This is a genomic window from Rhizobium sp. F40D2, assembly GCF_051810745.2.
Taxonomy (GTDB): domain Bacteria; phylum Pseudomonadota; class Alphaproteobacteria; order Rhizobiales; family Rhizobiaceae; genus Rhizobium.
Map to the genome: position 1 here is coordinate 3,608,948 of NZ_CM131436.1, position 26,988 is coordinate 3,635,935.

Annotated in this window: 19 protein-coding genes; 12 read left to right on the forward strand and 7 right to left on the reverse strand. The window is 62.9% G+C overall.

All coding sequences use genetic code 11. The features are described 5' to 3' along the window. The first annotated feature begins 24 nt into the window (after nt 1–24). Nucleotides 25–714, forward strand: coding sequence for a 5,6-dimethylbenzimidazole synthase (gene bluB / locus ACS4RS_RS17365; RefSeq protein WP_439009977.1), 690 nt, complete (start codon nt 25–27; stop codon nt 712–714). 3 nt (nt 715–717) lie between these two features. Here the strand turns inward: bluB and ACS4RS_RS17370 are convergent, their stop codons facing one another. Beyond that, the gene (locus ACS4RS_RS17370; protein ID WP_439009976.1) at nt 718–1,812 is read right to left on the reverse strand and encodes a DUF2865 domain-containing protein; all 1,095 of its coding nucleotides are present in this window, start codon (nt 1,810–1,812) and stop codon (nt 718–720) included. A gap of 154 nt (nt 1,813–1,966) precedes the next feature. On the opposite strand from ACS4RS_RS17370, the gene ACS4RS_RS17375 reads away from it, so the two are divergent. Beyond that, a complete protein-coding gene (locus ACS4RS_RS17375) occupies nt 1,967–2,500 on the forward strand; it encodes an RNase H family protein (protein WP_439011813.1) in 534 nt (177 codons plus the stop codon). Between the two features lie 101 nt (nt 2,501–2,601). Here ACS4RS_RS17375 and ACS4RS_RS17380 read toward each other — a convergent pair whose 3' ends face one another. After that, complete coding sequence (locus ACS4RS_RS17380; RefSeq protein WP_449313754.1) at nt 2,602–4,914, reverse strand: NADP-dependent malic enzyme; 2,313 nt, start codon at nt 4,912–4,914, stop codon at nt 2,602–2,604. Between the two features lie 216 nt (nt 4,915–5,130). Between ACS4RS_RS17380 and ACS4RS_RS17385 the strand changes: the two genes are divergently transcribed. Next, nucleotides 5,131–6,570 (forward strand): FAD-binding protein, encoded by a 1,440-nt coding sequence (locus ACS4RS_RS17385; protein ID WP_439009974.1) that lies wholly within the window; start codon nt 5,131–5,133, stop codon nt 6,568–6,570. Between the two features lie 155 nt (nt 6,571–6,725). Here ACS4RS_RS17385 and ACS4RS_RS17390 read toward each other — a convergent pair whose 3' ends face one another. Further along, nucleotides 6,726–7,475, reverse strand: coding sequence for a histidine phosphatase family protein (locus ACS4RS_RS17390; protein ID WP_439009973.1), 750 nt, complete (start codon nt 7,473–7,475; stop codon nt 6,726–6,728). 188 nt (nt 7,476–7,663) lie between these two features. Between ACS4RS_RS17390 and ACS4RS_RS17395 the strand changes: the two genes are divergently transcribed. Both ACS4RS_RS17395 and ACS4RS_RS17400 read left to right on the forward strand, forming a co-directional pair. After that, a complete protein-coding gene (locus tag ACS4RS_RS17395) occupies nt 7,664–8,506 on the forward strand; it encodes a metallophosphoesterase (protein ID WP_439009972.1) in 843 nt (280 codons plus the stop codon). Between the two features lie 241 nt (nt 8,507–8,747). Then, a complete protein-coding gene (locus ACS4RS_RS17400) occupies nt 8,748–9,965 on the forward strand; it encodes an MFS transporter (protein ID WP_439009971.1) in 1,218 nt (405 codons plus the stop codon). Here ACS4RS_RS17400 and dgcA read toward each other — a convergent pair. Further along, on the reverse strand, nt 9,917–10,900 hold the full coding sequence (gene dgcA / locus ACS4RS_RS17405) for an N-acetyl-D-Glu racemase DgcA (RefSeq protein WP_439009970.1): 984 nt from the start codon (nt 10,898–10,900) through the stop codon (nt 9,917–9,919). The genes ACS4RS_RS17400 and dgcA overlap by 49 nt on opposite strands. A gap of 99 nt (nt 10,901–10,999) precedes the next feature. On the opposite strand from dgcA, the gene ACS4RS_RS17410 reads away from it, so the two are divergent. The 5 genes from ACS4RS_RS17410 to ACS4RS_RS17430 all read left to right on the forward strand — a co-directional run bounded on the left by ACS4RS_RS17410 (nt 11,000) and on the right by ACS4RS_RS17430 (nt 16,435). Further along, nucleotides 11,000–12,169 carry an MlaE family lipid ABC transporter permease subunit gene (locus ACS4RS_RS17410; protein WP_439009969.1) on the forward strand — a complete coding sequence of 390 codons (1,170 nt, stop codon included), beginning with the start codon at nt 11,000–11,002 and terminating at the stop codon, nt 12,167–12,169. Between the two features lies 1 nt (nt 12,170). Continuing rightward, nucleotides 12,171–13,019: an ATP-binding cassette domain-containing protein gene (locus ACS4RS_RS17415; protein ID WP_439009968.1), complete on the forward strand. Its 849-nt coding sequence runs from the start codon at nt 12,171–12,173 to the stop codon at nt 13,017–13,019. Nucleotides 13,020–13,027: 8 nt separating this feature from the next. Next, on the forward strand, nt 13,028–14,398 hold the full coding sequence (locus ACS4RS_RS17420; RefSeq protein ID WP_439009967.1) for an MlaD family protein: 1,371 nt from the start codon (nt 13,028–13,030) through the stop codon (nt 14,396–14,398). Between the two features lie 24 nt (nt 14,399–14,422). After that, nucleotides 14,423–15,034: an ABC-type transport auxiliary lipoprotein family protein gene (locus ACS4RS_RS17425; protein WP_439009966.1), complete on the forward strand. Its 612-nt coding sequence runs from the start codon at nt 14,423–14,425 to the stop codon at nt 15,032–15,034. A 147-nt stretch (nt 15,035–15,181) separates the two neighbouring features. Further along, a complete protein-coding gene (locus ACS4RS_RS17430; RefSeq protein ID WP_439009965.1) occupies nt 15,182–16,435 on the forward strand; it encodes a diguanylate cyclase in 1,254 nt (417 codons plus the stop codon). A gap of 9 nt (nt 16,436–16,444) precedes the next feature. Here ACS4RS_RS17430 and ACS4RS_RS17435 read toward each other — a convergent pair whose 3' ends face one another. Beyond that, nucleotides 16,445–17,320 (reverse strand): serine hydrolase, encoded by an 876-nt coding sequence (locus ACS4RS_RS17435; protein ID WP_439009964.1) that lies wholly within the window; start codon nt 17,318–17,320, stop codon nt 16,445–16,447. Nucleotides 17,321–17,704: 384 nt separating this feature from the next. Between ACS4RS_RS17435 and ACS4RS_RS17440 the strand changes: the two genes are divergently transcribed. After that, on the forward strand, nt 17,705–18,454 hold the full coding sequence (locus ACS4RS_RS17440) for an aminoacyl--tRNA ligase-related protein (RefSeq protein ID WP_439009963.1): 750 nt from the start codon (nt 17,705–17,707) through the stop codon (nt 18,452–18,454). A gap of 193 nt (nt 18,455–18,647) precedes the next feature. Further along, nucleotides 18,648–19,169, forward strand: a complete 522-nt coding sequence (locus tag ACS4RS_RS17445; protein WP_439009962.1) for an AAA family ATPase — start codon at nt 18,648–18,650, stop codon at nt 19,167–19,169. Between the two features lie 23 nt (nt 19,170–19,192). On the opposite strand, the gene ACS4RS_RS17450 is transcribed toward ACS4RS_RS17445, so the two are convergent. Both ACS4RS_RS17450 and ACS4RS_RS17455 read right to left on the reverse strand, forming a co-directional pair. Further along, the gene (locus ACS4RS_RS17450; protein WP_439009961.1) at nt 19,193–19,753 is read right to left on the reverse strand and encodes an isochorismatase family protein; all 561 of its coding nucleotides are present in this window, start codon (nt 19,751–19,753) and stop codon (nt 19,193–19,195) included. Between the two features lie 155 nt (nt 19,754–19,908). Next, the gene (locus ACS4RS_RS17455) at nt 19,909–26,931 is read right to left on the reverse strand and encodes an apolipoprotein A-IV repeat region-like domain-containing protein (RefSeq protein ID WP_439009960.1); all 7,023 of its coding nucleotides are present in this window, start codon (nt 26,929–26,931) and stop codon (nt 19,909–19,911) included. Nucleotides 26,932–26,988: the final 57 nt, after the last annotated feature.

Here is a 26,988-nt window from a genome sequence, read left to right on the forward strand (position 1 = left end):
GGTTGCGTTGTTGGGGATTTGACGATGCGACCCTTTGATGAGGATGCCCTGTCAGTGGCGTCCGGTTTTTCCTTGGCCGAACGCGAGGCCGTTTATCATGCGATCATGACGCGGCGCGACGTTCGCAGCCAGTTCCTGCCTGAGCCCTTGCCCGACGACGTGGTGGAACGGCTGTTGACGGCCGCCCACCACGCACCCTCCGTCGGCTTCATGCAGCCGTGGAATTTCATTCTGGTGAAAAGTCCAACGGTGCGAGCGCGCATCCGGGATGCCTTTGCCAAGGCCAACGAGGAAGCGGCATTGATGTTTGAGGGCGAGCGGCGGCAGGCTTACCGCGCCCTCAAGCTCGAAGGCATCGTGGAGGCGCCGCTCGGCATCTGCGTGACCTGTGACCCCACCCGCAGCGGCAGCGTGGTGCTGGGGCGCACGCACAACCCGCGGATGGACAGCTATTCCACAGTCTGCGCCATTCAGAATCTCTGGCTGGCGGCCCGCGCCGAAGGGGTCGGCATTGGCTGGGTCAGCATCTTTCGCGAAGCCGACCTGAAGACCATTCTCGGCATACCCGAGCATATCGAGGTGGTTGCCTGGCTCTGCGCCGGTTTCGTCGAGCGGCTCTATGACCAGCCGGAACTCTCGGTCAAAGGCTGGCGGCAGCGGCTGCCGCTCGAGGAAACCGTCTTCCACGATGGCTGGGGAAGGAGCGAGAGGTAGCGATCACTGCTGCTGCGGCTGCGGGCCGGGTGCGGCAGGATTGGCAAGGTCGATCGAGCCCTGGTCGCCGGCGAGGAATTGGGGGCCGACCTGGCGGACCTTGTTCTGCGTGGGGTCGTAGGGACGATCCGGAACCGATGGCTGCGGCGCGGCGGCTGCCGCGCTATCCTTCACCGGCGGATTGGTGTGGATGGTGGTGATCGATCCCTGTTGCGGTGGCTGGCTTATCGCTTGATTGCCGCGCATCTCGTCGTAATAGGCGGTGAGATTGCAGGCGCAGGCGTTTTTCTCGCCGGGCGCGCGGCTTTTGTAGGCGAAGGCGTTCTTCATGGCGCTGTAGGGTGTGCCGGTTGCGACCGAGATCATGTTCGAGGCTTCCGTGCTCGTCACGTCGCGATAGAAAAGCTGGGTCTCGATGCCGGGGCACATCTTGGCGCAGGTCTGCGCATCGCGGCCGAAATCGACCGACGTGGCGTTCGAGCTGATCGGGAAGAAGCCGCCGTCGCAGCTGCGCACGCAGATGGTGCTGACCGGCGAGAGCATATCGGCCCGCGGCAGGCCGTAACGCGGATCAGCCTCCTGACCGCCGCCGAGCGGTATGAAGGTATCGGAGCGCATCGCCTGTTCCTCGACGCTTGGGGCGGGGTCGTTGGCGCTGCGTTCGGAGGGTGCGTAGAAATTCTCGCTGTTGCAGCCGTTGCGGTCGAGCGCGGCCATCAGTTCGCGGCGGGCATCATCGGCGCCGTTCCGGCCGGCAAGCTCGTTGCGCCGGTCCTGGAGATAGCCGATATTGTCGATCATCCTGGTTTCGGCCTGCGAGAGCTCGGTGCAATAATCGGCATTCTCGCCGCCGATCACCACCATGCTACCTGAGGTGCAGCCGTAACTGCGCAGGTCGTTGCGAACCTTGCGCAGCTCGAGGTTCTGCTCGGCCATGGCGCTGGCATATTGCCGGGCTTCCGGGCCGTTGCCATTGCCGATCGTTCGCGGCAGGTCGGCGAGACGGCCGCGCAGGTCCTCGCAGATGGCGCTGGTCTGCGCAGCGGCGGGCGCTGCGAAGGCGAGAAGGAGGGCAAGAGACAGGTTTCGGCGTTTCACGGCGTCGTCCCGGAATGAGCAAACGGTCGGTGGGGCGAATGCGACGTCACTCCGCCGCGCGTTTCCTCTTAACGTATTTCTCTTAATAAGCTCGGACAAAATACTAGCGTATTTTCGTGATCTTATCCAGCAATCGCCCGAGACCCCGGTGAAAATGACAGGCTTTCCCGACGAGATCCGATCCTCCGCACCGGCATCAGCCGGACCGGAATCCCAGCAGGGGCTGCACGTCTTCGCGGACGGTTGTTATGAGCCCGGTTCCGGGCGTGGAGGCTGGTCGTTTGTCGCTTATCGCGATGCGGTGGAAATCGCCTCCGGCTTCGGCGGCGCTGAAGACTCCAGCAATAATTCCATGGAATTGACCGCCGTTCTCAGGGCAGCCATGTGGATCAATTGCCAAACAGCTGGCGAAGCCGCGGTCATCTGGTCCGATTCCATCTATGCCGTCAAAGGCTGCAACGGCCGGCGACATATCTGGAAGAACAACGGCTGGAAGAAGAGCAGCCCGAACGGGAATGGGCGAAGGCGAATGATCGACAATGCGGACATCTGGAAAGCCGTCGATCTTCAGCTATCCCTGAATGGCCTGGTGGCCATTGCCTGGTGCAAGGGTCATTTAGGGATTGCCGGCAACGAGCGCGCGGATGCGCTCGCAGATCAAGGACGTCTGTCGATAACCGGTGGCTGATACGGCGCTGGCCGGTTTCAGACTCGTGTCGTTGGTTTGTTGCAACCGGCTTAGAGCGGTTCAGCTTCCCGGAAGCGCAGAACCGCTCTAAGCTTTTGTTCTTACGCCGGCTGCGATGCCTCGACGACGGCGAGGGCGGCCATGTTGACGACGCCTCGGGAGGTGACCGAAGGCGCCAGGATGTGGGCGGGCAGGGCGGCACCGAGCAGGATCGGCCCGACATGCAGGCCGTCCGTCATCGACTTGACGACGCCGAGCGTGATGTTGGCGGCGTCGAGGTTCGGGAAGACCAGCAGGTTCGCCTCGTCGTGCAATGTCGTATCCGGCATGACGCGCTTGCGCAGCGCTTCGGTGATGGCGCTTTCGCCGTGCATTTCGCCGTCGACCTCGAGATCTGGGGCGGTCTCGCGAACCAGATGGAGGGCGTTGCGCATTTTCGTGGCGCTTTCTGATCTGCGCGAGCCGAAGTTGGAGTGCGAGACGAGGGCGGCGCGTGGGGTGATGCCGAAACGGCGGATTTCCTCGGCCGCCAGCACCGTTGCCTCGGCAACTTCCTCGGCGCTCGGATTGAAGGTGACGTAAGTGTCGGTGAAGAAGGTGGCGCCGCGCTGCGAGATCATCAGGCTGAGGGCTGAGAAATCGCGGACATTCTTGCGCTTGCCGATGATCTGGCGGACGTCGCGCAGATGCTTTTCATAGCGGCCTTCCAGACCGCAGATCAGCGCATCGGCCTCGCCGCGCCGCAGCGCCAGCGCGCCGATGACGGTGGTATTGGTACGCACGATGGTGCGGGCGGCTTCCGGGATGACACCGCGGCGGCCGACCAGGGAGAAATAGAGATCGACATATTCGCGGAAGCGCGGATCGTCTTCCGGATTGATGACCTCGAAATCCTGCAGCGGCCGGATGCGCAGGCCGTAGCGCTTGAGGCGCGTCTCGATGACCTGCGGGCGGCCGATGAGGATAGGGTCGGCAAGGCCTTCCTCAAGCAGCACCTGGGCGGCGCGCAGCACGCGCTCATCTTCGCCTTCGGAAAAGATGACGCGCTTGCGCTCGGCGGCCTTTGCCGCGGTGAAGATCGGCTTCATGACGAAGCCGGAGCGGAAGACGAAGCGGTTCAACTGATCGAGATAGGCGTCGAAATCCTGGATCGGCCGGCGCGCCACGCCGCTCTGTTCGGCAGCCTTTGCCACCGCAGGCGCGATGCGCAGGATGAGGCGCGGATCGAAGGGCGAGGGGATCAGGTAATCCGGGCCGAAGACCGGGGTCTCGCCGGAATAGGCACGGGCGGCGACATCGGACGGCTCTTCGCGGGCAAGGGCAGCGATGGCGCGCACGGCGGCCATCTTCATTTCCTCATTGATCGTCTCGGCGCCGCAATCGAGCGCGCCGCGGAAGATATAGGGGAAGCAGAGGACGTTGTTGACCTGGTTGGCGAAATCCGAACGGCCGGTGCAGATCATCGCGTCGGGACGGGCGGCACGGGCGAGATCGGGCATGATCTCAGGCGTCGGATTGGCGAGCGCCATGATCAGCGGCTTGTCGGCCATTTGCGCCAGCAGCTCAGGCTTTAGGACGCCTGCGGCCGACAGGCCGAGGAAGACATCGGCCCCGCCGATATTTTCGGCGAGCGTGCGGGTGTCGCTCTTTTGGGCGTAGACGGATTTCCATTCGTCCATTAGCTCGGTGCGGCCCTCATAGACGAGGCCTTCGAGATCGTGGACCCAGATGTTTTCGCGTTTTGCCCCGAGAATGACCAGCAGGTTGAGGCAGGCAAGGGCGGCGGCGCCGGCGCCTGAGGCGACGATCTTGACGTTTTCGATGGCCTTGCCGGCGAGTTCCAGTCCGTTGAGGATCGCGGCGGCGACGATGATCGCCGTGCCGTGCTGGTCGTCGTGGAAGACCGGGATCTTCATCTTTTCACGCAGGCGCCGCTCGACCTCGAAGCATTCGGGCGCCTTGATGTCTTCGAGGTTGATGCCGCCGAAGGTCGGCTCCAGCGAGGAGACGGTCGAGACCATCTGCTCGACGCTTGCGGCATCGATCTCAATATCGAAGACGTCGATGCCGGCGAATTTCTTGAAGAGCACGGCCTTGCCCTCCATGACCGGTTTTGAGGCCAGCGGGCCGATATTGCCGAGGCCGAGCACGGCGGTGCCGTTGGAGATGACGGCGACGAGATTGGCGCGCGAGGTATATTCGGCTGCCATCTCAGGATTGTCGCGGATCGCGAGGCAGGGAGCGGCAACGCCGGGCGAATAGGCGAGCGCCAGGTCGCGCTGATTGCCGAGCGGCTTGGTTGCCTGGATCTCCAGCTTGCCGGGGCGGGGATAGCGGTGGAAGAACAGCGCCTGCTCGTCGAGATCGCCGCTCGTCAGGTTCTTGTCCGTCTTGGATTTTTCCTGGTGATCCATTGCCGCCTCCGTGCACGTCTTTTTTGAAGTTCCTCCATACATCAATCGGATACGGGCGACAGTATGGAAATGGGGGACGGGAGAAGTTTTCGTGAGGTGGGCTTCCGGTGACTGCAGCGGCAATTGGCTAATCCTTTTGGAAAACTTGTTTGGCAATCACCGCAGGCGCAATATGCCAGCGCGACGGTGCGGGGCGCCGGTCGCATGGAGGAAATCATGGACAATTTGAACCTGACGACCCTGCAAAAGGGGCAGACGATGGTCAATGATGTGGCCATCGATGCATTTGCTGCCGGATTTCGCGGCAAGCTCCTGACCGGCAAGGATATGGATTACAACGAGGCGCGGGCGATCTGGAATGCGATGATCGACCGGCGGCCCGGGCTTATCGCCCGTTGCGCCGGTGCTGCCGATGTCGTGCGCGCGGTGCGGTTTGCTCGCGACAACAATCTTCTCGTTTCGGTGCGCGGCGGCGGGCACGGCATTGCCGGCAACGCCATCTGCGAGGGCGGCGTCGTCATCGACCTGTCGGCGATGAAATCTGTGCGGGTCGACCCGGAGACGCGCCGCGCCTGGATCGAGCCGGGCGCAACACTTGCCGATGTCGACCAGGAAACGCTGGCCTTCGGGCTGGTGCTGCCGACCGGCATCAATTCCACCACCGGCATTGCCGGCTTGACGCTTGGCGGCGGCTTCGGCTGGCTGACCCGCAAATTCGGGCTGACGATCGATAATCTGGTCTCGGTCGATGTGGTGACGGCCGATGGCGAGCTGGTCAAGGCGAGCGAGACGGAAAGGCCGGATCTCTTCTGGGCCTTGCGCGGCGGCGGTGGGAATTTCGGCGTCGTCACCTCCTTTGAGTTCCAGCTCAACCCGCTCCATTCCGATGTTCTTGCCGGACTGGTCGTGCATCCCTTCACGGAGGCGGAGAAAGTGCTGAGGGAATATCGGCAGGCGCTGGAAGCGGCACCCGATGAGCTGACCTGCTGGGTGGTGATGCGCCAGGCGCCGCCGCTGCCGTTCCTTCCGGCCGAATGGCACGGCAAGGAGATCGTGGTGCTCGCCATGTGCTATTGCGGAGACATCGCGGCGGGAGAAAAGGCGACGGAAAGATTGCGGGCGATCGGAAAACCGATTGCCGATGTCGTCGGCCCGGTGCCGTTTACCGGCTGGCAGCAGGCATTCGATCCGTTGCTGACGCCAGGTGCGCGCAATTACTGGAAGAGCCAGGATTTCGCCTCGCTCTCGGATGCAGCGATCGACGTTCTCCTTAACGCCGTGCGCATGCTGCCGGGACCGGAATGCGAGATATTCGTCGGCCATGTCGGTGGTGCGGCCGGCCGTATTGCCACCGAAGCCACCGCATTCCCGCAACGCAGCTCGCATTTCGTCATGAATGTGCATGCACGCTGGCGGGAGGCCGGGATGGATGCAAGCTGCACCGGCTGGGCGCGTGAGCTTTTCGAGGCAACCAAGCCACATGCTGTGGGTACCGCCTATATCAACTTCATGCCTGAGGACGAGGCCGATCGTGTCGAGACGGCTTACGGCGCCAATTACGCCCGACTTGCCGAAATCAAGCGGCGTTACGATCCGGACAACCTGTTCCGCATGAACCAGAATGTGAAGCCCATGGCGGCTGTGCGGGCTGCCTGAGGGGATCGATACGGAACTCGGCAGTTATCAAAACCCCTCTCCACAAGGGGAGGAGTTTTGATGCTGCTCCCGCTGCCTGCATTCGTCGTTTCATCCGCGGGAACGTTTATGTTTGCCGTGGTTGGTGCCGCGCTTTCGTTCCTCCCTTTGTGGGTCTATCCGCCGGGCTTCGGCGTGATCGTCACGTCGGCGCCATAGGCATCGCGCAGTTCATTTTCCTGTCCCGGCTGCCGGTCGGCCGCCTGGTGCAGCAGGATCGACTCGTATCCTTGCAGGCGCGTCCCCTCGATCAGGGTGATATCGGCATTTCCGGGGTTGTCGGAACGCTCGAACCATTCGACGGGGCGGTGCAGGAAATTCATTTCGACGGCCCGGTTGGTGACGCCATGGCCGACGATCACGACGTTGTGGCTGCTATTTTCGGTGTCGCGCATGACGGTCTGGAGGAAGAGGCGCACTCGCTGGGCCACATCCGCCCGGCTCTCGCCATCCGGCGGCCGCGCGTAGAACTTGCCGCTGTTGCTGCGCAGCCTTGCCCATTTTTCGAACTCTTCGGGAAATTTCTGCTTCTGTTCGGCGTGGTCATAGATTTCGGTGAAAAGACCGAAATCCTGCTCGCGCAGCAGGTAATCCTCCCGGATTTCGCCGACGAAGCTTTCCGGCAAGGCTGTGAGCAAGGCATCCTTGCTCTGCCGTGTCCTGAGGAATGGCGAATACCAGATCTGCAGCTTGCCGAAATCCGCGCCCGGTAACGCCTTCAAATAGCCGGCGATGGCGCTACCGGCTTCCACTGCCTGGCGATGGCCCCACTGCGTCAGCGGCACGTTGTGATCGCCGAATTGGCGATAGGCCTGTTCGTTGAGGTTGCCGAGAGATTCGCCGTGGCGAACGAGAAAGAGACGCATCAGCCATCCCGCATTGTCGGATATGGAATCGCCGTCATCATGAACGCGCTCGATGGAGAGGGCAATATTGCCGGGAGGAAGCAGCCGAGGACACGCAACCTGCCTGCGTGGGACCGGTTTTGCGGGGCTTTTCCCCAGCTTGTCATCTTCCTGAAACACGAGTCTGGTTTTGGAAGGCTAGATGAAAGATGGGGCATGAGCGGCAGCTCGTGATAAACATGATGGAACCCAGACATTTCCGCACGCTCTTCATTTCCGATGTCCATCTCGGCTCGAAGGCCGCGAAGGCTGATTTCCTGCTGGATTTCCTGCGCCACCACGAGGCCGATACGATCGTGCTTGTCGGTGACATCGTCGATGGCTGGCGCCTGAAGCGCAGCTGGTATTGGCCGCAGGTCTGCAACGACGTCGTCCAGAAGCTGTTGCGCAAGGCGCGCAAGGGCACACGCGTCGTCTATATTCCCGGCAATCACGACGAATTTCTGCGCGACTTCCCGGGCATGCATTTCGGAGGGATCGAGGTGGTCGAGCGCATGATGCATGACGGTGCCGACGGCAGAAAATATCTGATCCTGCACGGCGACGAATTCGACGTCGTCGTCCGCAACGCCCGCCTGCTCGCCTATCTCGGCGACTGGGCCTACGATACGGCAATCCGCATCAACCTTCTGCTGGCAGCCGTGCGCCGCCGCCTCGGCATGCCCTACTGGTCGTTCTCGGCCTGGGCGAAGCTGCAGGTTAAACATGCCGTCAACTTCATCGGCGAGTTCGAGCGCGTCGTGGCGGAGGAAGCCCGCAAGAACGGCGCCGACGGCGTCATCTGCGGACACATCCATCATGCCATCATCCAGGACATGGACGGCATCCGTTACATCAATACGGGCGATTGGGTGGAGAGCTGCACGGCGGTCGCCGAACATGAGGATGGCACCTTCGAACTGATCACCTGGCGGGCGATCGCCAGCAGCGTGCCGGCGCTTGCCGCCATTGGAATGCACGACGAAGTTGAGCTGGCCCCGCAAGCCGCATGATTTCGGGGCCGCTGATTTTGGGGCCGGATGATTTTGGGGCCGTATGACTTAGGGCCGCCTGATTTAGGGCGGCTGATTTTGGCGCCGGCGCATCCGCGCCCGCGCTCCTAGTGATTTAGCCGTTACCGTCAGGCGACAGGCCCTATTTATTTTCTAAAACGTTTCAGTGTGGCTATTTCTCGCAATAGTCGCCTCAGGGGTGGTGTGTTAGGACAACGAACAGTTTCCTTCAGGTCCACCAATGATTCCCGCTCAAAATTCCCCGGGTGAGGGAGCGCCGCCGCGCTTCCGGCTGCTCAGCGCGCTTTCCTATTGCGCACCGCTGCTCGTCAACGGCATCGTTCTGCCGTTCTTTCCGGTCTGGCTCGCGACCCACAGCTTCAGCGACCACGAGATCGGCATCATCCTTGCCATACCGATGGTGGTGCGCGTGCTGGTGGCGCCCGTCGTCGCGATGATCGCCGACCGTTTGAAGGAGCGCGCCGCCGTGCTGCTCTGGTCAGGCAGCCTGTCGCTGCTGACGGCGATCGCGCTTTTCTGGACGACGAGCTTCTGGCCGGTGACGATCGTCTATGCGCTGCAGGGCGCCACCTTCGCGCCCTATGTCCCCGTCGTCGAATCGATCGTCATTTCGGGCGTGCGCCGCTGGGGGCTCGATTACGGATCGATGCGCGTCTGGGGCTCTATTGCATTCATCGTCTCGACACTGGTCGGTGGCCAGCTGATCAGCCGGTGGGGCGGTGGATTGGTGCTTGATGTCATGGTGTTCGGCTTTGCCATGACCGTTGTCATGGCGATCTTCTGTCCGCGCATCGGGCCGACGCGGCGACGCGGCCAGCCGATCAACATTCCGGCCGCCACCGGCAGCGGGCTGCGCGAGCCGCATTTGCTGCTGCTGCTGATCGGTGTCGCCATCCAGCAGTCGAGCCATGCGGTGCTCAACGCGTTTTCGTCGATCTACTGGCATCATCTCGGCTTTTCCGGCACTGAGGTCGGCATGCTCTGGAGCGCTGGCGTTGCTTCCGAGGTGACGGTGTTCTTCCTGTCGAAGCGTCTCAACCGGCGCTTCGACGCCTGGACGCTGATCCGCTTCGGCTGTGCCGTCAGCGTCTGCCGCTGGATCCTGTTTCCCATGAATGCGGGTTTTGCCGGGTTTTTCCTACTGCAATGTTTGCACGGCTTCACCTATGCCTTTGTCCATACCGGCGTGCAGCGGCGGATCATGGCGACGGTGCAGGAGACGCAAGAATCCTCGGCGCAAGGCGCGTACTTCTTCTATGTCGGCATGGCGATGGCGCTGATGACGCTGGCGTCGGGTTATCTCTACGCCTGGCTTGGCGTCCTCAGCTATTACGTCATGGCGCTGGTCGCGTTCTCCGGCCTCGGCCTCGTCATCTCGGCCTACTACCTTCAGCCCCAGAGCGTGCTTTCGGGCGGAAAGACCAGGGAGGCGGCGTAGCGCAGGCCGGGTTCGCGGTCGCGGGCAAGCAGCAGCGGGCCGTCGAGATCGACGAAATCGGCATTCTGGGCGAGCAGCACTGCCGGCGCCATGGCAAGCGAGGTGCCGACCATACAGCCGATCATGATGGCGAAGCCCAGCCGCTCGGCTTCCGCCTTCATCTCCAGGGCCGCCGTCAGGCCGCCGGTCTTGTCAAGCTTGATGTTGATCGCGTCATAGCGGTCGGCAAGGCTTGCAAGATCGCCGGTATGGTGGACACTTTCGTCGGCGCAGACGAGGAGCGGGCGGCGGATTTCGGCAAGCAGTGCATCGCGGCCGGCCGGCAGCGGCTGCTCGACCAGAGCCACACCCACTTGCGCCGCGATATCGAGATGACGTTCCAGCGCCGCTTCCGGCCAGCCCTCATTGGCGTCAAGAATGATTGTTGCATCGGGCGCGGCGGCGCAGACGGCGCGGATGCGGCTTTCATCGTCACCGGTGCCAACCTTGACCTTGAGCAGCGCGCGGCCGGCATGTTCGCGCGCCTTTGCGGCCATCACCTCCGGTTCGCCGAGCGAAATGGTATAGGCGGTGGTGAGCGGCTTCAGATCGGCAAGGCCGAGACGGGCCGCGACGCTTTCACCCGTCCGTTTCGCCTCAAGGTCCCAAAGGGCGCAATCGACGGCATTGCGGGCAGCGCCAGGCGGCATCGCCGACAACAAGTCGCGGCGCGAGATCCCGGCCTCGACCAGCGGACGCGCGGCTTCGATCTGGGCGAACACGCTCTCCATGGTCTCACCGTAGCGGCGATAGGGCACGCATTCGCCAAGCCCCCGCGCACCGTCTTCGGCGAGCGTGCAGGTAATCACCTCGGCCACGGTCTTGGCGCCGCGCGAGATGGTGAAGGCTCCGGCAATCGGAAAGGAATTCATCTGGATATTGAGGGTGCGCGGCATTATTGCTGTCCTGTGAGCATGGAAATCGCACGTTGCTTCTGTATATTGACGCGCCGGGCGGCGAAGGATCCGCCGAGTCGGCAATGTCGCCCTTAAGCCTTGAAAGACATAAGTATCTTGAACGCCGAGAATCGCAACGTTGCCTCACTTGACGTGGACGACCAATCCGGTGGTTCGGGGCAGCATGTGCGTCTTAAGGGCAACTGGCGCAGCGCCTATGTGCATTTCGTGCTGCGCGACTTCGAGAAGCTGCTGCATCAGAAGGCTGGCGACCTGACAGTCGATCTCTCCGACATTGCCGATATCGATACCGCGGGGATTTGGCTGCTGTGCCGGCTGAAGAAGGAAGAAGAGGCCGCCGGCAGAACCGTCCGCTTCGAAGGCACCAATCCGCATATCGATGAAATGCTGGAGATGTTTTCCGAGGAGCCGGCCAAACCGGAGCCGGAGCAGAAGGAGAAGGTCTCGCTTGCCGCGCGCATCCTCGCGCCGATCGGCAGGATGACCTACGACATCTGGGACAATTTCGCGGCCGCCATGTATATCCTCGGCTCGGCGGTGCGCGGCGCGCAGATGAAGTTCGGCCGCGGCAGCGGCGTTTCGCCGGCCTCGATCGTCAACCAGATCGACCATATGGGCGTTCGCGCCGTTCCGATCATCCTTCTGATGTCGTTTCTGATCGGGGCGATCATTGCTCAGCAGGGCGCCTTCCAGTTGCGCTACTTCGGCGCTGAGGTCTTCGTCGTCGATCTCGTCGGCATCCTGCAATTGCGCGAAATCGGCGTGCTGTTGACCTCGATCATGATCGCCGGCCGTTCGGGCAGCGCGATCACCGCCGAAATCGGCTCGATGAAGATGCGCGAGGAGATCGACGCGCTGAAGGTGATGGGGCTGAACCCGATCGGCGTGCTGATCTTCCCGCGGCTGGTGGCGCTGACCATCGCGCTGCCGCTTTTGACGGTGCTGGCGAATTTCGCCTCGCTCGCTGGCGCGGCTGCCGTCGCCTGGGGCTATTCCGGCATTACCTTCGCCAACTTCCTGTCGCGCCTGCACGAGGCGGTCACGCTGTCGACGGTGCTCTCCGGCATGATCAAGGCGCCGTTCATGGCGCTGGTCATCGGCATCGTCGCCGCCGTCGAAGGGCTCAAGGTCGGCGGCAGCGCGGAATCGCTCGGCCAGCATGTGACGGCCGCGGTGGTAAAGGCGATTTTCGTGGTCATCCTGATGGACGGGCTTTTTGCGATGTTCTATGCAGCGATCGACTTCTAGCATGGCGAATCGCGTGGAAAAACCGATCGATACGGAAGACAACAAGGACAAGGACGAGAGGGACATCGTGCTCTCGGCGCGCGACGTCACCGTCGCGTTCGGATCCAAGGTGGTGCTCGACAATCTCAATCTCAATATCTATCGCGGCGAGATCCTCGGCTTCGTGGGCGCGTCGGGCACCGGCAAATCTGTACTGATGCGCACCGTGCTCCGGTTGCTGCCGCGCCGTTCCGGCACGATCAAGATCCTTGGCCAGGATTTCGACGAACTCGACGAACCGCAGCGCAATGCGCTCGACATGCGGCTCGGCGTGCTGTTCCAGCAGGGGGCGCTGTTTTCTTCGCTGACGGTCAAGGAAAACATTCAGGTGCCGATGCGTGAATATCTCGATTTGCCGCGCTCGCTGATGGACGAACTGGCGCATCTGAAGATCCGCATGGTCGGGCTCGCCGCCGATGCCGCGGACAAATACCCGTCCGAACTGTCCGGCGGCATGATCAAGCGCGCCGCCCTTGCCCGGGCGCTGGCACTCGATCCCGAACTCGTCTTCCTGGATGAGCCGACCTCGGGCCTCGACCCGATCGGCGCTGCCGAATTCGACGAACTGATCGCCAACCTGCGCGATAGTCTGGGACTGACCGTGTATATGGTGACGCATGACCTCGACAGCCTGTTTTCGGTCTGCGACCGTATTGCCGTGCTCGGAAACAAACGGGTAATGGTGGAAGGCACGATCGACGACATGCTGGCCTATGACGATCCGTGGGTGCAGGCCTATTTCAAAGGTAAGCGGGCGCGCTCGATCGTGCCGCAGGATGATGGCGCGCGGCACGGCGTGAGCGGGAAGTGACCGGATAAATGGAAACCAAAGCCAATTACACGATTGTCGGTTTTTTCACGGTGCTGGTGATCGCGGCGGCCTTCGGCTTCGTCTATTGGATGGCCGAATATGGCCGTGGCGGCCCGATGACCGAGCTGATCGTGCGTATTCCGGGTTCGGCCAACGGCCTCAGCGTCGGCTCGCCGGTGCGCTTCAACGGCATTCAGATCGGCTCGGTGCAAACACTGTCGATCGATGCCGACGATCCGCAATATTCGCTAGCGTTCACCCAGGTGCGCACCGATGCGCCGATCTATCCATCGACCAAGGCCGCTCTGGAAATCCAAGGCCTCACGGGGGCCGCCTATATCGAACTGTCGGGCGGCCGCAAGGGCGAGGAAAGCATCCTCCAGCATGCGATCGACAACGGCAAGCGCGCCGTCATCGTCGCCGATCAGTCGAGCGTCACCAATCTCTTGGCGACCGCCGACAAGATTCTCGACCGCGCCAATGACGCGGTCGGCGAACTTCAGGGATTCATCGAAGATTCACGCGCGCCCCTGACCCAGACGTTCAAGAATGCCGAGACCTTCTCGGATGCGCTTGCCAAGAATTCCGGCAATATAGACGCCTTCCTGCAGAGCGTCGGCGAGCTTTCGAATACGGTGAAGGCGGTCTCCGGCCGTGTCGATTCGACGCTTCAAGCGGTGGAATCGCTGGTCAAGGCGGTCGACGCCCAAAAGATCGACAACATCGTTTCCAACGCCGAAAAAATCACCGCCAATGTCGCCGATGCCTCTGGTGACCTGAAGGGGGCGATCCAGAAGTTCGACCAGACGGCCACCACCTTCAACGATTTCGGCAAGCAGGCGCAGGTGACGCTCGACCGCGTCGACACGCTCGTTGCTGAGATCGACCCCGCCAAGGTGAAGGGCTCGGTCGACGACATCGCGCAGGCGACCAAGGATGCGCGTGCTGCCGTTGCCTCGATCCGGGATGTCGCAAACACGGTTTCGTCGCGCCAGAAAGATATCGACCAGACGATCCAGGACGTCTCGCAGCTTGCCAACAAGCTGAATTCGGCCTCGACCCGCATCGACGGCATTCTCATCAAAGTCGATGCGCTGCTCGGTACCGACAATACGCAATCGATGTTCGCTCAAGCGCGCGATACGCTGGAATCCTTCAAGAAGGTCGCCGACAACCTGAATGCGCGCATCGGGCCGATCGCCGACAATCTCCAGAAATTCTCGAGCGGCGGCTTGCGCGACGTGCAGACTCTCGTCAACGACATGCGCGGAACCGTCAACAATCTCAACGACACGATCACCAACTTCGACCGCAATCCGCAACGCCTGATCTTCGGCGGGGACACGGTCAAGCAATATGACGGCCGGACGCGGCGTTAACTGGGAAGTCAGGGGTAGCCTAATATGGTCGCATCGCATCTGTTGTCGCGCCGTTCGTGGATCAGGGGAACGGTGATCGCGCTGCCGCTGACGGCGCTGATCCTTTCGGGGTGCGGCACAGCGGCCAAGAACGATACCTATGATCTCTCTGCTGCGGTCGACGGTGACGGACCCGCGGCCAAATCTCGCCAGATCCTGATCGCTTCGCCAACAGCACTGAATGCGGTCGGCAGCGAGCAGATCGTCATCCGCGTTTCGCCTTCGGAAATTCAGTATCTCTCGCGGGCGCAATGGGGCGACAAGCTGCCGCGCATGGTGCAGTCGAAGCTGGTGGAAGCCTTCGAGAACTCCGGCAAGCTCGGTGGCGTCGGCATACCGGGGCAGGGACTGGCGATCGACTATCAGGTCGTCACCGATATTCGCTCCTTCGAGATCGACGCTTCGAACGGCAATCAGGCGGTGGTCGAAATCTCCGCCAAGATCCTCAACGACCGCAACGGTTCGGTGCGCGCCCAGAAGGTTTTCCGTGCTGTGGCGCCGGCCGGCGGCGATAATGCCGGCTTCGTCAAGGGCCTGGACCGTGCCTTCTCCACGGTTGCCTCCGAGATCGTTAACTGGACGCTGCGCTCAATCTGAGATGGCGTTTGGCGACTGCTGCGTCGACATCGAGGGTTGCCGATTCCGAAAAATATGCGGCCCCCATGTGGTCGGGCTGCCATCGTATTCAATTTCTTCACGAATTTGTGGAACGCATCATGTTATCGCTGTCAGGAGGCATGCTGCATGGTGGTCGCACGAGTATTCGGAAAGTCGTCGTCGGAGGCGATCCAGCGCGATAACGACCGCCTGGCCGCGCTGCAGCAGCTCGATCTTCTCGACACGCCGCGGGACGAAGGTTTTGAGCGGATCGTCCGCCTGATAAAGCAGATCTTTTCCATCGATATCGGCATCGTCTCCCTGATCGATGCGCACCGGCAATGGTACAAGGCCTGCTCCGGCCTCTTAGCCGACGAAGTGTCGCTCGACGACACGTTCTGCCGCTGCGTAGTGGACTGCGACGAGCCCGTTATCGTGCAGGATGCGACCAAGGACGCGCGCTTTTCGAAACATTCTGCGGTGACCGGCGAGGACCATATCCGCTTTTATGCCGGCGTGCCGTTGAGAACGAAGGCCGGCCATATGATCGGAACGGTCTGCGCGATCGACCGCCGGCCGAGATCGTTCGGCAGCAGAGATCTCGACATTCTCCAGGAGCTGGCGGGTGCGGCGATGGACCGCATCGAGCTCGTGCAATCGGCTGCCACCGACAGTCTGACCGAGGCGATGACGCGGCGCGCGTTCAAGCAGGAAGCGGATCAGCTGATATCGCTCGCTTTGCGGCACCAGCATGACCTGTCCTGCATCGCCTTTGATATCGACCATTTCAAGCAGGTGAACGATACCTATGGGCATGCCGCGGGAGATGCGGTTCTCAAGGTGATTGCCTCGATTTGCAAGGCTACCCTTCGCGCCGGCGATCTGTTCGGGCGTATCGGAGGCGAGGAATTTGCCGTCGTCCTGCCGCATGTCGACCGGGAAGGGGCTTTCGCCGTCGCCGAAAAACTTAGAGCCGCCATCGCCGCACAGTCCGTTCGCGGCGATCACGGCTCCTTGAATGTCACTGCGAGCTTCGGAACGTCGGCGCTCTCGATCGTTAGCAAGGAGATCGAGACGCTCTTGGCTCAGGCGGATGCCGCGATGTACCAAGCCAAACATGCGGGACGAAATCGCTGCGTGTCATGGAGTTCCATCCACGGCGATCACGCTATCGGCGCGCGGCGGCGGGTGCTGAAGGCGGGTTCGATCCTATTCAACGATCGACGCTCGACCATCGACTGCACCGTCAAATCCATCGGTTCGGAAAGCGCCGGCATTGCGGTTTCCAGTTCGGCCGGCATTCCTTCCGAGTTCATTCTCGCCATCAAGGGAGAAGGGTTCGAAACGAATTGCCGGGTGATCGCTCAGGACCGGCAGCACCTGGAAGTGGCTTTCAGATAAAATAGCAGCCTATTTCGTCGGCTGCGCATCCGTCATCGTCGCTCCGGGCCGTTTGCCTGGCATCGTGGAGGCTGTGGCGGTCGAGGACGACGGCAGCGCGCTGTCCAGCAGGCCTGCCATCTTGTCGTCGCGCAGGCTCGCTGTCTTCTCGCCCATGACGACGCCGACGACGCGGCGGCCGTCCTTCTGCGCCGATGTCACGACATTATACCCGGATGCATCGGTATAGCCGGTCTTGATGCCGTCGACGCCGTCATAACGATACATGAGGTTGTTGTGACCGCGAAGCTTCATGCCGCGGAACTGAAAGCCGCGCATGGAGAAGAGTTTGAACTCCTCGGGGAAGTCCCGCATCAGCGAAACCCCAAGGGTCGCCATATCCCGCGCGGTGGTGACCTGCTCGGGATCGGGAAGGCCCGAGGGATTCCTGAAGACCGTGTCCTTCATGCCGAGCTGGTGCGCTTTGTCGGTCATCGCCTTGGCGAAGGCCTGTTCGGAACCGCCGAGCTGCTCGGCGATCGCCACAGCCGCATCGTTGGCGGACAGCACCACAATGCCTTCGACCGCTTCGCGCAGCGTCACCTTGCGGCCGGCCCCGACGGCGAGCTTGAACGGCTCCTTGCTTTCGGCATTTTCCGACATGGTGAGCTTCTGGTCCCAGTTGAGGCGTCCCTCATGCAGGGCCTCGAAAGCGAGGTAGAGCGTCATCATCTTGGTCAGCGACGCCGGATAATTCAGATCGTCCTGATTGGAGGCTTCGAGAACCTGACCGGACTGCGCATCGACGACAAAGCTTGCCTGGCCGGCCTCGGCCAGGGTGACCGCGCCCAGCAGAACGGCGGAAGAGAGCGCGGTGGCAAGGAGCCGGGAGGTCGTCTTGGTCATCGATGTTACTGTCTCTGTCGTTTGAAGGTCGGGCGTTGGAAGGTCGGGTCGGCCGTTGGCTAGACGCAAGCGGATCGAGAAAGTTTGTGACGAAATGAAGGACAGGCGGCAATAAAAAAGACCCATCCACAGCTGATTCATTTTGTCTCACCGTCTCGGCTTTTGACAAAGGCGCGGGCGGCACGTAGAAAATTCATCATGAACATGAAGCGCGCGCCTTTCTCCCGCCATTTCGGCACCTGCCTGCAGGTCGCGATTGTGCGCGCATTTGACGGACGAGGTCTCCGCGTCCTGCTGTGACGTTGGGCGCTCCGAGCGTCCGGCGCGCTGCTGGACGTAAAGCCCCTCACCACGTCAATCAAGGCTGCCAGGGAGACAGGCACCGTGCTCAATCTTTATCATGTCAATTCGCTCGTCCATTGGGAGGAGCGCGAGATCCACCTACGCGATCATATGATCGGCTTCTTCTCGCAAGAGGTTGGCCGATTTCTCAGATCGGTCAATCCGGCCTGGGATGTCAAGAGGGTCGAGGCGCCGGCGCTGATGCCGCGGGTGATGGTTTCCAGCGCCTATTCGAACGCTGAGATCTGGGTCCAGGAACAGCTCTCCGCCGGCGATACCATGCTGGTGCTGAGACCTGAGACCACGCCGTCGACCTATGCCTATATGCAGCATATTCTCGGCAATCACTCGAAGACGCGGCTGCCGCTCTGCGTCTGGCAAGCCGGCCGGTCTTATCGCCGCGAGCAGGAGCAGCCGACCAAACACATCCGGCTGAAGGAGTTCTGGCAGTTGGAATTTCAATGCGCCTTTACAGCCGACAGCGGCAACGACTATCACACCGCCTGCCTCGAACCGGTGCGCCGCATGATCGCCTCGCTGATCCATCTGCCGACGCGGGTCGTGCCCTCCGACCGGCGGCCCGCCTATTCCGAGGTGACGATGGATATCGAGGTCGACAATGGCGACAAGTGGATGGAGGTCTGCTCGATCTCGCGACGCACGGACTTCCCGCAGCGCTACCGGGCGCAACCGAAAAAGGGAGCTGCTGTCGATCACGATGTCCTCGTGCTCGAAATCGCCATCGGCCTCGATCGGTGCGTTTACAATTGGGGCATAGCGGCCGATCGGTGAGAAAGGGAACCGGGGTCGCTGCGGCGGTCCCGGCTTTCCATGGCACATGATGCGGTCGGTAGTGAGCTGTCGTCGTTTGCCGGTGTTGAACGTTCGGGTGTCTCGTTGCTATGAATATGATCAGCGACAAGGACACGATTGTTATATCTCCTCGGGCCTGACATGCATTCATCAAACAATGGGATGAGAAGCCATGCTGATTATCTTTGGCGGCTTGCCGGGGAGCGGGAAAACGACTGTTGCCTGCGCGCTCGCGAAGCGGCTGGGATCCGTATACGTGCGGGTGGACACCATCGAGCAGGCCATCAGAACGTCGGGTGGTGACCCTGCAAGAGACGTCGGTCCGGCAGGGTATGTCGTCGCCTATAGGGTTGCCGAGGACAACCTCACCCTCGGAAGCGTGGTGATCGCCGACTCGGTCAATCCGCTTGACATAACCCGCGACGCCTGGCTGGCGGTCGCGGCGCGGTCCGGTGTGATCGCGGTCGAAATCGAGGTGATCTGTTCCGACAAGATCGAGCATCGCCGCCGGGCCGAGACGCGGAAAACGGATGTGGAAGGTCTGGTGAAACCGACGTGGCAGGAAACCGTCGAGCGAGAATATGACGATTGGGGGCGGAGGCCGATCATTGTCGATACGGCTGCGAAGGATGTGCCAGAGATCGTCGAGGCGCTGATCGTCAAGTTGAGGACCGATCGCCTGCTTCCGATTTGATGTCGGCTGTTGCTGCCGGAGCCTTAGGAAAAGCCGATGTCGGCGGCGGGACGGATATCGACGATCGCCTTGCCAGCGTCGAAACCGTCGAGCGTTTCGTTGTGGTGGGCGACAATCTCGGAAAAGGTGAGGGTCGCCGTATCGCCCGTCGTGTGACCGTCGGCTATCAGCGTCACGTCATATCCGAGTGACACGGCGCGCCTGACCGTCGTGTCGACGCAGAATTGCGACATGCAGCCGCCGATGATGAGGTGGGTGACTGAGCGTTCGTCCAGGCGTTCGGCAAGGTCGGTGTCGAAGAACGAGTCGGCGCTTTTCTTGCGCACGACGACCTCGCCTGGTTCCGGCGCAATCTCGTGGCGCAGCGCCCATCCTTCCGTGCCGACGGCCAACCGGTGACCGCTGTCGCCGTCATGTTGGACCAGCACGACCGATGCGCCCGCCTGCCGGGCTTTTTCTTGAAGCGACGCCAGCCGCGCGACGGTCTCGTCGAGTGCGGCATCAATCTCGGGCTGGCGCTCCGGCGAGGCTTTTCCGGAAAGGATCGCATTCTGCACGTCGATGATCAGAAGGGCCTGGGTCATACGGGGAGGTTTTCCGTGGCTGGACAAATGGGGGCTCGGTACTCGCCAATGGCTGCAACGCCAGAGAGGTCGTAGTCACGCCGGCATCTTACGAGAAAAGCCGCCTGACACATGGTCAGGCGGCTTTCCCTCAACGTCAATTCAGATCGGCGACCTCAGCTGAGCCTGCCTGCGGCATGGGCAAGCATGGTGTAGACCTTGCCCGTATCCGAGGTCAGGTAGGACTGCGAGACGATCTGGTTCGGGTCGGTGCGGGCGACGTCGGCGAGCAGCTTTTCGAAATCACCGATATAGCGATCGACTGCGGTGCGGAACTCCGGCTCGCGGTCATATTTGCGCTTGATCTCGTCGAAGGTCTGCTGGCCCTTCAGCGTGTAGAGGCGGCGGGTGAAGACGTCGCGCTCGCCGCGCTGATAGCGGCGCCAGAGATCGACCGAGGCGTCGTGGTCGATGGCGCGGGCGATATCGACCGAGAGCGAGTTCAGCGATTCGACGACGTGGCGCGGATTGCGGATGTCACTGCTGCGCGCGGTCGGTGCGGCGGTTTCCGCCGGGCGGGCCGGGGCACGGGCAGGCGTCTCGTCGGCGGCCTCCTCCCGCGATGCGCCGCGCAGGAGATCGCTGATCCAGCCGCCGCTTTCGGCACGAGCCGGTTCCTGGCGGCCTGGTTCCTGACGGCTTGGTTCCTGACGGGTGGGGGCAGGCTGCGGAGCGGCGCGCTGGGGAGCGGCAGCCGGTGCTGTCGGGGCGATCGTTCCGCGCAGGCCCGTCGCTTCGATTGGCGCGGGCGCTGCCGGCTGTGGCGGCGGGGGTGCCACCGGCTGACTTGCGATTGGCTGACTTGCAATCGGCTGGGCGGCACGCGGGGCCGGCTGCGCCTGGGCGAGCGTGCGGGCGACGGGTTCGGAAATCTCGAGCTGCTGGCTGGAGCGGCCGACGAGCTGGGAGATATCCTGCAGCGCCTTGATCTGCTCGGCGACGGCCCGGCGCATGGCCGAGGCGCTCTCCTTGGCTTCCTCGGGAAGGTCGAAGGCGCCGCGCTTCAGTTCGGCGCGGGTGGCGTCGAGCTCGTTGCGGATGTCGGCGGCGGAGCGGCGGATATCATCGGTGGCGCCGGAGAAGCGGCCGACGGCATCATCGATCGCCTCGCGCAATGCTTCGCGCATGTGCTGGGCGGCACCGTCGGAGGCGCGGCCGGCTTCGCCGAGCATGCGTTCGACTTCCGACAGCGACGCTGTCAGGCCACCGCGAATGCGGTTGGAGAGATCGCCGGAGCGACGCTCGACATTGGCGAATGTGCCGTCGATCGTCGTATTGGCCTCGTCGCCGGCGCGGGTGATCGCCTCGCGCATCGTCTCGGCGGCTTCCTGGGCGCGCTTCTCGGTTTCGGTGAGAATGCGGCCGATATCGGCGAAAGAGGACTGCACGCCCTGGCGCAGATTGCCGGTGACCTGGCTGGAGCGCTGTTCGGCCCGCTCGAACACGGTCTCGATCATGCCGCCGAGGCCGCGCATGGTCTTTTCGATCTCGTCGGAGCGCTGAACCAGGCTGACGGAGAGTGCCTGCAGCGCGCCTTCGCGTTCCTCGAGCGTCGAGGCAAGGTTGGACTGAGCGGCGCCGAGAAGCTGCGAGGCCTGTGTCAGGACCTTGGAGTGTTCGTCGAAACGGCCAATGATGCCGCCGACCTGCGACAGCGTCTGACCCGAAATGTCGGAGAGGCGGTCGACCTTGCCTTCGAGAAGCCGGGTCGAGGCGTTGACCATCTCGGCAGCCTTGGTGGTGGAGTCGGCAAAGCGCGTCGTGGTTTCGCCGAGACGGCTGTCGACGCTGGTCAGCTGCTCGACGGCGCGGTTCATCATCATCGCCATTGCCGCGCTGCTTTCCGACATGCGCTCGACGAGGCCGTTGACGTTGCCGACCAGGCTGTTTTCGATGGCGCTGACAGCGTTGGCGACGTTCTCGGTGCGGGCGGCAACGGCGCTGGCGAGCGCTTCGTTTTCGGCCCGCAGACGGTCGGCGCTGAGGTTCGCTGCTGCGGTGATGCGGGCGGCGGCCTGTTCGCCGGCATCGGTATATCGGTCGATGATCGGACGGGCGGTTTCGTCGAGGATGCGCGTCAATTCGACCGAACGGCCAGCGAGCATCGAGTTGAGGTCGCGGGTGCGCTCGTCGAGTGTTGCGCGGATCGAATTGCCGCGCGCTTCGAGCGCCCGGTCGATGCCCGAGAAGGTCGTATCGATCTCGCGGGCGCGCTCCTCGAGATTGGAGCGGATAGCGTTGCTGCGGGCTTCGAGGGCCCGATCGACATCCGCCATGGTGGCGGAAATCTCGCTGCCGGCTCCCGACAGCGTCGAGCGGATGGCATCGCCGCGCGTCTCCAGAGACTGGCCGGCGTCCGACAGAGCCTTGGAGATGGCATTGACCTGCGTACCGACGATGGTCTCGGCCTCGGCAACCTTGTTGACGATGGCGTTGCCGGCTTCCGAGAAGGTCTGGGCGACGGCAGCGGCCTGGCTTGCCAGCCGGCTCTGGGCCTCGGCGACGCGGGTGACGATCTGCGACGAGCGCTCATCCATGGTGCGGGTGAATTCTTCGCTTTTGGCATTGAGATCGACGGCGAATTGCTGGCCGGTCTTGCCGAGCAGCTCGGTGGTTCTCGTCGCTTCGCCTTCCATTCCCTGGGCCGCCTCGGCAACCGCGCTGCGCAGCGTCGAGGCGAGGCCGGCGGCCTTGCCTTCGATGGTGCGGTTGACGGCATCGAGGCCGACGGTCAACGCACGATCCATGGTGGAGAGACGTTCCGCGATGCGTTCATTGCCGCGGTCGAGGGTTTCGCCAAGGCTTACGGTGCGGCCGTCGATGGCGCCGGTCAGGGTTGTGGCGCGGCTGTCGAGCGTCTCGGCCAGATTGGCGGCGCGGCTGTCGATCGCCTGGGTGAGGTTTGCGGCGCTGCCTTCGAGCGTCGCCGTGATGCGCCGGTTGGCGTCGTCGCTGAGCGCGCCGATACGGGAGATGCCGTCGGCCAGCACGCCGGAGAGCTGGCCGCTGGCGGCTTCGACCTTTTCGGCGACGCCGCCGACGCCGTTGCGGATACGGGTCTCGATCGCCGCAAGACCGGATTCCACACGCGATCCGGTTTCTTCAAAACGGCCCGTCAGGCTTTCCACAGACTGATCGAGTTGAGCGGAGAAATTCTGCGTGGAGCTCGAAATCGCATTTGCCGCCTCCTGGAAGCGACCGGCGATCTGGCCGGCGCCGGCATGCATGCGCTCTTCCAACGTCTGGGCGCTGGCATCGATGGCCTGGCGGATCGAGGCTTCCCGGTCCTCCAGCGACATTTCGAGCATGCTGACGCTCGTCGCCACTGAGGTGCCGATGCTGGTCGCGTGTTCGGTCAGCGTATCGCTAATCAGCGCATGCGCCTGGTTCAGCGACAGGTCGATGGCATTGGCGCGATCTTCAAGCGTCGTGCGGATGCGCTCATGGGCAGAGGTGAGCCCGCCTTCGATACGCGCCGCGGCCTCGTCGGCGAGGCCCCCGATCCGTGCATGGGCATCGCTCAGACGACCTTCGATGCGGCCGGTCAAGCCGCCGACGAGATCCTCGAAGCGGGCGCCGCCGGCATCGAGAACGCCGGAAAGGGCGGCACTATGTTCGGAAAGCGCATTTTCGAGCCGCTGCTGATTGTCGGTATAGGCGGCGCGGATAGCATCGGTCTTGTCGGTGAAGGCACCGGCGACGCGTGACTCGGCGCCGGAGACGGCCTCCATGATGGCGTTGCTGCGCGCTTCGAGCACGCTGTCGAAGCGGCTCTGGTTGTCGTCGAGCGAAATGGCGAGCGCCATGGTCTTTTCGTCCAGCGTGTCGGTCAGCCTGTCGTGCGTTGCCGTTACGGCGCCGATGATCGCGGCGGTGCGGTGCACCAGGGCTTCCTCGAGGCGGGCCTGGCCTTCGTTCAGCGAGGAGGCGATGGCCGCGGCCTTCCGGTCGAGCACGCCGTTCAGGCCGTCATGCGTGCCGGAAACCGCCTGGGTGATGGCATCGGCGCCTGATGTCAGGGTCTCCTCGAGACGGCTCTGGCTCTCGTTCAGCGAAATGGCAAGCGCCATTGCCCGGTCGTCGAGTGTCTCGGACAGGCGGTCGTGGGTGGCGGAGACCGTATTGAGGAAGGATTCCGAGCGGCTATCAAGCGTGTCCTGCAGGCGGCTCTGACCCTCGTTGAGGGAGGCGGCGAGGGCTGCCGACTTTTCATCGAGCGTTTCCGAAAGCCGCTCATGCGTACCGGACACGGCCTTGAGGAAGGCTTCGGAGCGCGCTTCCAGCGTGTCTTCGATCCGCGACTGGCTCTCATTCAGCGAGATGGCGAGCGTCATCGCCTTTTCGTCCAGCGTTTCGGACAGCCGCTCATGGGTGCCGGAGACCGCATTCAACAGGGCCGCGGAGCGGCTTTCGAGCGTCTCTTCGATGCGGGCCTGGCCTTCGCTGAGCGAAGTGGCAAAAGCTTCCACCTTGCCTTCCAGCGTTTCGGACAGGCGATCATGCGTGCCGGAGACAGCATTCAGCAGAGCCGCCGAGCGGGTCTGGAGCGTCTCTTCGATGCGGGCCTGGCTCTCGTTCAAGGCGATGGCGAAGGCGGCCGCCTTTTCGTCGAGGGTCTCGGCAAGACGATCGCGCGTGCCGGACACGGTGTTCAGCAATGCCTCGGCACGCGTTCCCAACGCATTGTCGATGCGGGCATGGCGCTCGTCGAGCGAGGTGGTCAGGGCGGCTGCCTTGCTGTCCAGCGTTTCGGACAGGCGGTCATGGGTGCCGGCGACGGCGTTCAGCAGGGCCGCGGAACGGGTCTCGAGCGTATCTTCAATGCGGGCCTGGTTTTCATTGAGCGATATGGCGAGCGCCATGGCCTTTTCATCGAGTGTCTCGGAGAGGCGGTCATGCGTGCCCGATACCGCGCTCAGCAGCGCTTCGGAGCGGGTCTCGAGCGTATCCTCGATGCGGGTCTGGCTCTCGTTCAGGGTGATGGCGAGCGCCATCGCCTTTTCGTCGAGCGTCTCGGCCAGACGGTCATGGGTGCCGGAGACGGCATCAATGATGGCATCGGCGCGGGTCGTCAGCGCTTCTTCGAAGCGGCCGTGATGGGTGGTGAGTGCATCGACCAGCGCACCGCCGCGCTCGGCCATGACGCTGTCGATGCGGCCGTGGGCCGTACCGAGCGCTTCGCTGATTTCGGCAGCGCGGGCAGTCAGCATGCCGCTCAGCTCCTCGGCGCGGCCGCCGAAGGCTGCGGTGACCTGCTCGGTGCCGGCGGCAACGGCGGTGGTCAGATCGCTGGTGGTGGTGCGCAGCGTGTCGCGGAATTCGGCCGAGCGGGCCTGAAGATTGTTCTGGAGATCGGAGGTGCCGGATGCAAGCGTCAGCGCGATTTCCGAGGTGGCGCTCTGCAGCGCCGAAGTCAATTCACCAGTGCGGCTGGTGAGGGCCGCGGTGATTTCGTCCGCCCGGGTGCTGATCGCGCTTTCCAGCACTTCGTGGCCGGTGGAAAGCGCAGTGGCGAGTGCCAGCGACTGGTCGGTCATCGAGGAGCCCAGCCGGTCGATGCCGGAACTCAGGATGCCGTCGATCGAATCCGTGCCGCCGGTCAGCGTCTCGTTGATGCGGGCGAGGCTCTCCATCAGCTTGGTGTCGAGCGAGCCGGTGCGTTTGTCGAAGGCGCTGGTGAATTCGGCGACGCGTTCGTCGAAGGCGGTGGACAGCTGGGCAACGGTCGTCTGCAGCCGCTCTTCGAAGAAGCCGGAGCGGACGTCGAGGTCCATGACGGCGTCGTCGGCGGTGCTCTGCAGGCTCTGGCGGAAGCTCGCGCCCTTTTCATCGAGGGCGCTGTTCAGCTTCGACAACACGTCGTCGAGCGTGCCGCCGATGGTGCGTTCGCCTGATGTCAGGCTCTCATTGATCTCGCGGGTGCGGGCGATCAGGATCTCGCTGAGCTGCTGCGTGCGCTCGTGCAGCGCGGCATTCAGCTTCTCGGTGCTGCTGTCCATGGTCGAGGCACGCGTCTCGAATTGGCTGAGCAGTTTTTCGCCATGGTCATTGAGGTTGACGGACAGCGCTTCGAGGCGGTTGTCGAATTCGGTGGCGAGCGCGAAACCCGATGCGTTCAGTGTCTGCAGCAGGCTATCGGTCTTGGCGGCGAGCAGGCTGCCGATCGACTGCAGGGCGTTGTCCGATTTTTCCAGAATCGTCGCGGCGCGCGTATCGATCAGCGAGGCAAAGGCTTCGCCCGATGTGGAAAGCCGCACCGCGATCTCTTCGGTCGCAAGCGACAGCTCTTCCTTCAACTGGTCGTGGACGCTGCCGATCGAGGTGCGGATGCGGTCGGCATGGTTGACGATCGCCTCGCGCTCGGAGCCGAGCTCGTGCACGAGGCCGCGGACGCGCAACTCGTTGTCGGCATAGGAACGTTCAAGTGCATTGACTTCGGAATGGACAAGCGTTTCCAGCTCGGACGCACGCGCGATGGTGCGCTCGATGCCTTCATTCATGGCCGAGACCTCACGGCGCACGGCCTGGCCGACAGTCATGATGCGCTCGGAGGCGATGGTTTCCGGCTCCGCCAGGCGCAATGCGACCTCCGCCATCGAACGGGCGGCGTTGCGCATGTCCTGGGCGCGGGCGATCATGATGGCGAAAGCATAGAACATCATGACGGGGATGATGATGCCGACGAGGCCGGCGATGACGCCGGGCAGGGCGACGAGATCGGCGAGCGAACGGATCTGCCAGATCTGCGGCGCATAAAGCAGCGACATCAGGCCGAGGCCGCCCATCACCCAAAGCACTGAGAACAGAGTGGCGGTGCGCACCGCCGAGCGGCTGGAGGCGCCGTCGAAGGATTTCAGGATCGAGGCGGGCGTGTTGCGGCTGGCATCGTTGGCGGGCGTGAAAGCCGGCCCCCTGGAAGCCTGCTCGCCGGCGGCACCGCGGCGGTTGCGGCGCTGCGCTTCTTCCTGGGCCTGCTGGTTACGCGCATTCGATGGATCAGACACATTAGCCTCCGGGGCCTCAGGCGCATCGCCGCGGCGAGACGGCCCGTTATCTTTGCCGAAGTCGATCTGGAGCGCCTCGTCCAATGCCTTGAACGCCTTGTCCTCAATCGACTCGTTATATTTGTTGTTCGCCATTGGTTATGCCTCGTTACTGTCGGCCGGTCCGGCAGCGCAATCCCGGGCTTCCGCCTC